6 protein-coding genes are annotated in these 7,216 nt (G+C 41.2%); 4 read left to right on the forward strand and 2 right to left on the reverse strand.

What is annotated here, in order from left to right; genetic code table 11:
• Positions 1 to 363 precede the first annotated feature (363 nt).
• Positions 364 to 1,173, forward strand: coding sequence for a formylglycine-generating enzyme family protein (locus ACIR131C_RS0119685; protein ID WP_028091551.1), 810 nt, complete (start codon positions 364 to 366; stop codon positions 1,171 to 1,173).
• A 214-nt stretch (positions 1,174 to 1,387) separates the two neighbouring features.
• On the opposite strand, the gene gndA is transcribed toward ACIR131C_RS0119685, so the two are convergent.
• On the reverse strand, positions 1,388 to 2,818 hold the full coding sequence (gene gndA, locus ACIR131C_RS0119690) for an NADP-dependent phosphogluconate dehydrogenase (protein ID WP_028091552.1): 1,431 nt from the start codon (positions 2,816 to 2,818) through the stop codon (positions 1,388 to 1,390).
• Positions 2,819 to 3,219: 401 nt separating this feature from the next.
• Here gndA and ACIR131C_RS27410 point away from each other — a divergent pair, with 401 nt between their 5' ends.
• Positions 3,220 to 4,236: a Ycf66 family protein gene (locus ACIR131C_RS27410; RefSeq protein WP_071604977.1), complete on the forward strand. Its 1,017-nt coding sequence runs from the start codon at positions 3,220 to 3,222 to the stop codon at positions 4,234 to 4,236.
• Between the two features lie 79 nt (positions 4,237 to 4,315).
• Here the strand turns inward: ACIR131C_RS27410 and ACIR131C_RS0119700 are convergent, their stop codons facing one another.
• Positions 4,316 to 5,434, reverse strand: a complete 1,119-nt coding sequence (locus tag ACIR131C_RS0119700; protein ID WP_028091553.1) for a phosphotransacetylase family protein — start codon at positions 5,432 to 5,434, stop codon at positions 4,316 to 4,318.
• Between the two features lie 266 nt (positions 5,435 to 5,700).
• Between ACIR131C_RS0119700 and ACIR131C_RS23555 the strand changes: the two genes are divergently transcribed.
• Complete coding sequence (locus tag ACIR131C_RS23555; RefSeq protein WP_035372580.1) at positions 5,701 to 6,888, forward strand: KamA family radical SAM protein; 1,188 nt, start codon at positions 5,701 to 5,703, stop codon at positions 6,886 to 6,888.
• Positions 6,889 to 6,912: 24 nt separating this feature from the next.
• Positions 6,913 to 7,170: an SET domain-containing protein-lysine N-methyltransferase gene (locus ACIR131C_RS24060; protein ID WP_196811816.1), complete on the forward strand. Its 258-nt coding sequence runs from the start codon at positions 6,913 to 6,915 to the stop codon at positions 7,168 to 7,170.
• Positions 7,171 to 7,216 lie beyond the last annotated feature (46 nt).

Here is a 7,216-nt window from a genome sequence, read left to right on the forward strand (position 1 = left end):
ATGATATGATATCATCTCAAATTCTGTTAGCATTGGAGATGGGACAGGCAACCCCGGATGCTGCGCGGCGGTTCTTGGAACAACAATCCTGAAAATTGCCGTTCGGCTTATCGTAACTATAATGATGCGGGCTTCGACAACAACAATGGTTTTCGTGTTGTGTGTGGTGCTGCGTGCGCTCTTTTATTCCAGAACTGGCGGATGGGAATTCGTCGGGCGCGTATAAAAAGAGTCCAGATCTGTTCCAGTGATGTCAGCAACGGCATCCGAAAATCAAACTCGGTGGAGTAGCTTAGTAAGCTTGCTGAAAAGTTGCTTCACCGAATATAAAAAAGCTAATATTTATGATTCTGACAAAAAATCATGCCGAAAACTATTATTAAACGTTATAAAAAAACGGCTAACTACTTTACCGAAGATTTGGGAAATGGCATTGAATTAGAAATGGTGCTAATTCCTGGTGGTAGTTTTACTATGGGTTCACAAAAAGAAGAAGAAGGAAGTTCAGACAATCAAAGACCTCAACATCAAGTTACCATTAAACCTTTTTGCTTTGGTAAATATCCTGTAACCCAAGCACAATGGCAAGCAGTAGCCGCTTTACCCGAAGTCAACCAAGAACTACAACCAAACCCATCTAGGTTTAAAGGAGCAAATCGCCCTGTAGAATCGGTTTCTTGGCATGATGCGGTAGAGTTTTGTAACCGACTATCAAATCATACTCAAAGACCCTATAGACTGCCTAGTGAAGCGGAATGGGAATATGCCTGTCGTGCCGGAACTACCACACCATTTCATTTTGGCGATACGATTACCACAGATTTAGCTAATTATGATGGTAACTTCACTTATGGTAATGGAACAAAAGGAGTTGATAGAGGAGAAACAACAGAAGTAGGAAGTTTTAAAATAGCTAATGAATTTGGATTATATGATATGCACGGCAATGTGTGGGAATGGTGTCAAGATGATTGGCATAATAGTTATGAAGGTGCGCCTACTGATAGTAGCGCGTGGATAAGCGACGAGTCTAATAGTGACAAGGTGCTGCGCGGCGGTTCTTGGTACCTCAATCCTGGATTTTGCCGTTCGGCTTATCGTAACTATTATGTTGCGGGCTTCGACTACTTCAATGGTTTTCGTGTTGTGTGTGGTGCTGCGTGGACTCTGTAGCCCTTTATACTCTTGCTCTTTTGCCCTTTTCCCTTCTTGCCTTTACCCTTGCAAGCGTAGTGAAACGGAGCGATCTTAAAAATTTTTTTGGCTTATTACATAATTAGGTCATTTAATCTTAATCTGACAATTAAGGGCGGAGAAACCCCGCCCCATAGACAATTTTGCCGAAATAAACAGCAAGAATTAAGGTGAAACCTTAACTAAAAGTATCTTACTTCTTAGCTTCAGCAATGGGAACCCATTCAGTGTGGAAAGTTCCTTCTTTGTCAGTCCGTTTGTAAGTATGAGCGCCGAAATAGTCTCGTTGTGCTTGAGTTAAGTTTTGTGGCAAGCGATCGCGGCGGTAACTATCGAAGTAATCTAGAGAAGCACTGAAAGCTGGAACAGGAATACCCAACTTAGCCGCAGTCACAATTACTTCCCGCCAAGCCGCTTGTCTATCCAGAATTGTTTGCTTAAATTCAGGCGCTAACAACAAGTTAGGTAAAGCTGGATTTTCGTCAAAAGCCTTCTTAATCTTATTCAAGAAACCAGCCCGAATAATACAACCACCCTTCCAAATTCGAGCCATTTCGCCCAAATTCAATTCCCAATTGTAAGTTTTAGAAGCTGTAGACAACAGCGCCATACCTTGAGCATAGGAACAGATTTTAGAACAATAAAGAGCATCCCGGACCATGTTTACAAAAGCCCCAATGTCGCCACCATACTTAGCATTAGGTCCAGTGATTTGCTTAGAAGCAGCAATGCGTTCATCTCTAATAGAAGAGAGAATCCGAGAATTTACTGCTGCTGTAATTGTTGGAATCGCTACACCCAATTCTAAAGCAGTTTGTACAGTCCAACGACCAGTACCCTTTTGACCCGCAGCGTCAACAATTAAATCAACGAGGGGAATCTTGGTTTCTGGGTCAACATAGGGGAAAATATTCGCTGTAATCTCAATCAAAAATGAATTGAGTTCGTCCGTTGTATTCCATTGAGAAAATACCTCATGGAGTTGTGCTGCATTTAAACCAGCCACATTTTTCAGTAAATCGTAGGCTTCCGCAATTAACTGCATATCACCGTACTCAATACCATTGTGAACCATTTTTACATAATGTCCAGAACCACCAGGACCAATGTAAGTGACACAAGGACCATCATCAACTTGAGCCGCGATTTTATTGAAAATCGGGGATAGATACTCATAGGAGCTTTTTGTTCCACCGGGCATGAGAGAAGGACCATTTAAAGCACCTTCTTCACCACCACTCACACCCATACCAATATAACGTAAACCAGTGGGTTCTAATTCTTGAGTGCGTCTTTCTGTATCTTCAAACCAAGAATTACCACCGTCAATAATGATATCGCCCTCTTGTAGTAAAGGCTTAAGCTGTTGAATTACCGCATCAACAGGCTTACCAGCTTGTACCATCACCAAAATTTTCCGAGGACGTTCCAATGAGGCGACAAATTGTTCTAGGCTAAAAGCAGCCTTAACGTTACGTCCTTGGGCGCGGTACGCCATAAAGGCATCGGTTTTTTCACGAGAGCGGTTGTAAACTGCAATTGGAAAGCCATTTCTTTCAACGTTAAGAGCGATATTTTCGCCCATAACAGCTAATCCAATCACACCAAAGCTTTGTAGTGTCATAGTTTGTGTTCAAATCTTTTGTTTGGGTTTGGCTCTTTGTCTTGCAGATCCTTTCTCTTTAAGGGTAGTCTGAGATTTTCGCTTCACTCCTAAAGAAGATATTAAGAGTTTCTCAAGAATTTCCCAAAATTACGACCAATATGAATAATTATTTTCATTTTGTATCTCAGTCAACAAATTAGTGACAAATTAGTGACGAAGTTTGCAAAATTAAAATACATAGCGGAAGGATAGGCAAGAGGCAAGAGGCAATCAAAATTAAATATCCTTATCCTATTATCCTATCCCCTATTTTCTTTATTATCTTTTCCCTGTTCCCTGTCCCCTGTTTCCTGTTCCCTGTCCCCTGTCCCCTGTCCCCTGTTCCCTTTCTTTCATGAAATAGTAAGGAGTTTTAAAAAATGCTGGCCTATTTTATAGCGTTGGTAGTCGCCTTTGGTAGTTTAGCCATTTACCTATCAGCTTTCTTTTTTCCAGAAATCCATCGCCAGAATGATTTTATCTGGAGTGGGGTTGGGCTATTCTATGCTTTGGTACTCTGGATTTTTGCACCTGGGATTACTGGAGGGCTGTTACTGGGTCATATAGCCAGTGTGGCACTATTGGTATGGTTTGTGTCACAAACTCTCTCATTACGGCGACAGTTGTCCCCCGAAGGACAGCAAACTCCCTTACCCAGTCCTGAGCTAATTAAAATTAGTTTTCAAGAACAAATGTCAAAGTTTTCTGTGAAAGAGAAATTTCGACAATTATCCGCATTCATTGGTAGTGTGTTTAGTGGTGCAAAAGGAAAGCTACCACAGACTGTGAATCAACAGCCAGTTATCAAAACTAAAACTACTGAACAGATTTTACAGACAGGTACAACTCAAGCAACTCAACCGTCAAAATTACCAGATGAGTCGCTAAATGTCACCCCAGCAATTGTAACTCAAGGTTTATCAGAGGAGACTTTTTCTCCATCACCGGTTTTAGAAACGGTAGAACTAGCGCCAACAGCACCGGTTATTCAGCCCCAAGAAGAACAGGTAATTCCGACAACGGAAGCACCTGCGACGGCCGAAACTCAAAATCTATCAGAAATAACTCAAATTGAGGTATTTGTTTCAGAATCATCAATAGCAGCGGCAACTGAAACTGTGATAGAGATAGTTCAGACTGAGGTGTTTGTGTTAGAAGCAGAAACTAGGGATGTTACCAGTGAACTAAAAGTAAGTTCTCCAAATTCGGTGACATCGGAATTATTAACCACAGAGGCCACACAAAAGCCTACCATGAACATTGAGGAAGTTAAACCAGATTCGGAATTATTAACCACAGAGGCAACACAAAAGCCTACCATGAACATTGAGGAAGTGAAACCAGACGGGGAAGTGTTGCCAGAAAAAATCCCATTCAATAACCCAGAGGAGGAGTAATTGAGGGGATTTACGGGCAACCACGGGGGTTTGTGCCAGGGCAACCACGGGGGGTTTGCCCCTACGTTTTTCTATGTGTCTAATCCCCGGAAGAGGTCAACCACGGGGGGTTTGCCCCTACGGGATTAAATCCCAATTGGGATAATAAACGATCAATATCAAAATGCTCAGACATAAGAGAGCGAATACACTCTATTTTAATTGGTTCATGGACGCGAACCTGACCAAAGGTGCAGTCAATGATTTCTACTGTGGTGAGAGTATCTAAATCCACGGATAAAATCGGGATTTCTAACTCTTCTGCCCGGTTGAGGATAAATGCAGGAGGTGGCAGTTGTCCAGTCAAAATCAGACATTGAGTAGATGTTTCTAAGGCTGCTTGTTGAATTTCCACTCGGTCTCCCCCAGTCACTACCGCCATATTCTGACGTTTGCGGAAGTATTTCACAGCAGAGTTGACATTCATTGCCCCAATGGCTAGACTTTGGACTAATAAATCTAGGCGATCGCTTCGACAGAGAACTTCAGCGTTTAACTGCTTGACTAATTCGCCTACACTCACACTGCGAAGGATATCGCTTTTGGGTAATGTTGCTAGTACAGGAATATCCTGTTTTTCCAAGAATGGACGCAACAGGGTTTGTACTAACTCTGATTTTTCTTCAGGTACTTCATTAATCACGACACCCACTAACCGTTTACCCAATCGCTGTTTAGCAGACAACAACCCTTCAATAGAAGTTAGTGATTGATAACGGCTAATTAAGAGTACAGGAGCATCTAATTTTTCTGCTAGTTCCAGTAAGGATAATCCAAATAAATTTCCTTCTGATAAGTTTGCAGGTCCTTCTAATAAAACCAAATTGTTCTTTGGTATTTGTGAATACTTCTCTACTAGTAACTGTTGATAGTTGGTTGTGTCTTCTCCCTGTAAGCGTTTCTGGACGGTAATTTCATCTAAAGACAATAAGGTGGGAGCAATACGGTTGTCTGGAAGGTTCAGGTTATGAGTAATAAACTGGACATCTTCTTCAACTACTGTTCCTGTTGGTGTCTTGACAAAATTACCCAAAGGCTTACCATAAGCGATATCCAACCCATGAAGTTTTAGCTGATGAGACAAACCTAAAACCGTTGCAGATTTGCCACTGTAAGCTTCAACTGATCCAACCAGCAAGTATTTAGCAAGTGTTGGCACGTATGCACTCCTAATTTCAAAAGTTTGTACAACTCAGCTAGGTGTCTATCAATTTTAGTGCTTTCTGGTGGCAGGTAAATAGCTTGATTCAATCTTAATTGCCTCAATTTTAAAAATTAAATGGGAATAAATCGAGTTGTGGTAAGCTTTATAACAATTTTGATTGTGCAACTTGTGTACACAACAGTTATTTAATTGTCAATCTACGCAAAGAGGTATATACTCTCAATTAAATTTTATTTTCTTGCCTTCCAACTGTTTGCATCATGATCAGCAATCCAATTTTAGCCCAGTCCTTGCCAACTACCATTCAGCGTCAAAAAATCTGTGAAATTGTGGGGGAGACTTACAGTGAAGAAAACTGGCAAAATTGGCAGTGGCAAATGCGACATCGGTTAACTAAATTAGAACACCTTGAAAAGTTACTAAGATTGACTTCAGCAGAGACGGAAGGTTTAATGATTGCACCGGACAAATTTGCTGTTGCTGTCACACCATACTTTGCCTCCTTGCTTGATTCTGAAGATGCCAATTGTCCATTGCGGATACAAGTAATACCTAAAAAAGAGGAAATAATCATTAATCCTACAGATATGGTAGATCCTTGTGGGGAGGATGATGATAGCCCTGTTCCAGGCTTAGTCCACCGTTATCCTGATCGGGTTTTACTGTTGGCTTTAGATAGTTGTGCTGCTTATTGTCGCTACTGCACTCGTTCCCGCTTGGTTAGTCAAGGGGAAATGAATCCCATTAAACGACGGTTAGATGCAATCATTGATTACCTGGAAAAACACACAGAAATTCGTGATGTGTTAATTTCTGGTGGTGATCCTTTGCTGATGGCTAGTGAAGTTTTAGATAATTTGTTGGCAAGGTTGCGAGGAATTTCTCATATTGAATTTGTGCGAATTGGTTCTCGTGTTCCCTGTTTTTTACCACAAAGAATTACGCCAGAACTAGTGAGTATACTGCGTAAACATCGCGTATGGCTATCTGTACATTTTTGTCATGTGCGGGAATTAACACCAGAAGTAGCCCAAGCCTGTGATTTACTAGCTGATGGTGGCGTTCCTTTAGGCTGTCAAACTGTACTACTTAAAGGTGTGAATGACTCGGAAACAGCCTTAAAGAATTTGTTTCACGGTCTGCTAAAATTGCGTGTGCGTCCCTATTATCTTTATCAATGTGATCCTGTAGTGGGAACTGGTCATTTACGGACAAGCATACAAACTGGGCTAGATTTAATCTCTAAATTGCGTGGTCATACTACAGGCTATGCTGTACCTACTTATGTGATTGATGCTCCTGGTGGTGGTGGTAAAGTACCAATTCAACCAGAGACGTTAATCGCTTATGAGAATGGTCAAGGATTATTGCAGAATTGGGAAGGTAAGACGTTCACTTATACAGATACAGTTGAGTATGCTAAAGAATTTGACAAATTAATTAATTAGAGGAGAACCATGAGAATGCTGATTGTGGGCAATAGGAACCTAAAAGTCCGGGGTGTTTTCGCCCAGAAGTGCTTTTTGAAAGGAGAGGTAATTCAGACAGCACAAGTTGTTATTATACCCGCAGAAGAAGTAGAATTAATTGATAAAACAGTTGTCGGTAACTATTACTATGATTGGGAAAATAAAGCCGCAGCGATCGCACTGGGTTTAGCATCCCTAATTAACCATTCTTACAATCCCAATAGTTACAGCGGTTTCTGCTCTCATGAGGTACAAAGTTGAATGATGAAACTCTTGTAGTGCGGGCATCTTGCCCGCTAAATATGTA

It is taken from the genome of Dolichospermum circinale AWQC131C (assembly GCF_000426905.1).
GTDB classification, from domain to species: domain Bacteria; phylum Cyanobacteriota; class Cyanobacteriia; order Cyanobacteriales; family Nostocaceae; genus Dolichospermum; species Dolichospermum circinale.

Coding starts and splice junctions, on each gene's coding strand:
- ACIR131C_RS0119685 (WP_028091551.1), top strand. CDS start 364: ATGCCGAAAACTATTATTAAACGTTATAAAAAAACGGCTAACTACTTT.
- gndA (WP_028091552.1), bottom strand. CDS start 2,818: ATGACACTACAAAGCTTTGGTGTGATTGGATTAGCTGTTATGGGCGAA.
- ACIR131C_RS27410 (WP_071604977.1), top strand. CDS start 3,220: ATGCTGGCCTATTTTATAGCGTTGGTAGTCGCCTTTGGTAGTTTAGCC.
- ACIR131C_RS23555 (WP_035372580.1), top strand. CDS start 5,701: ATGATCAGCAATCCAATTTTAGCCCAGTCCTTGCCAACTACCATTCAG.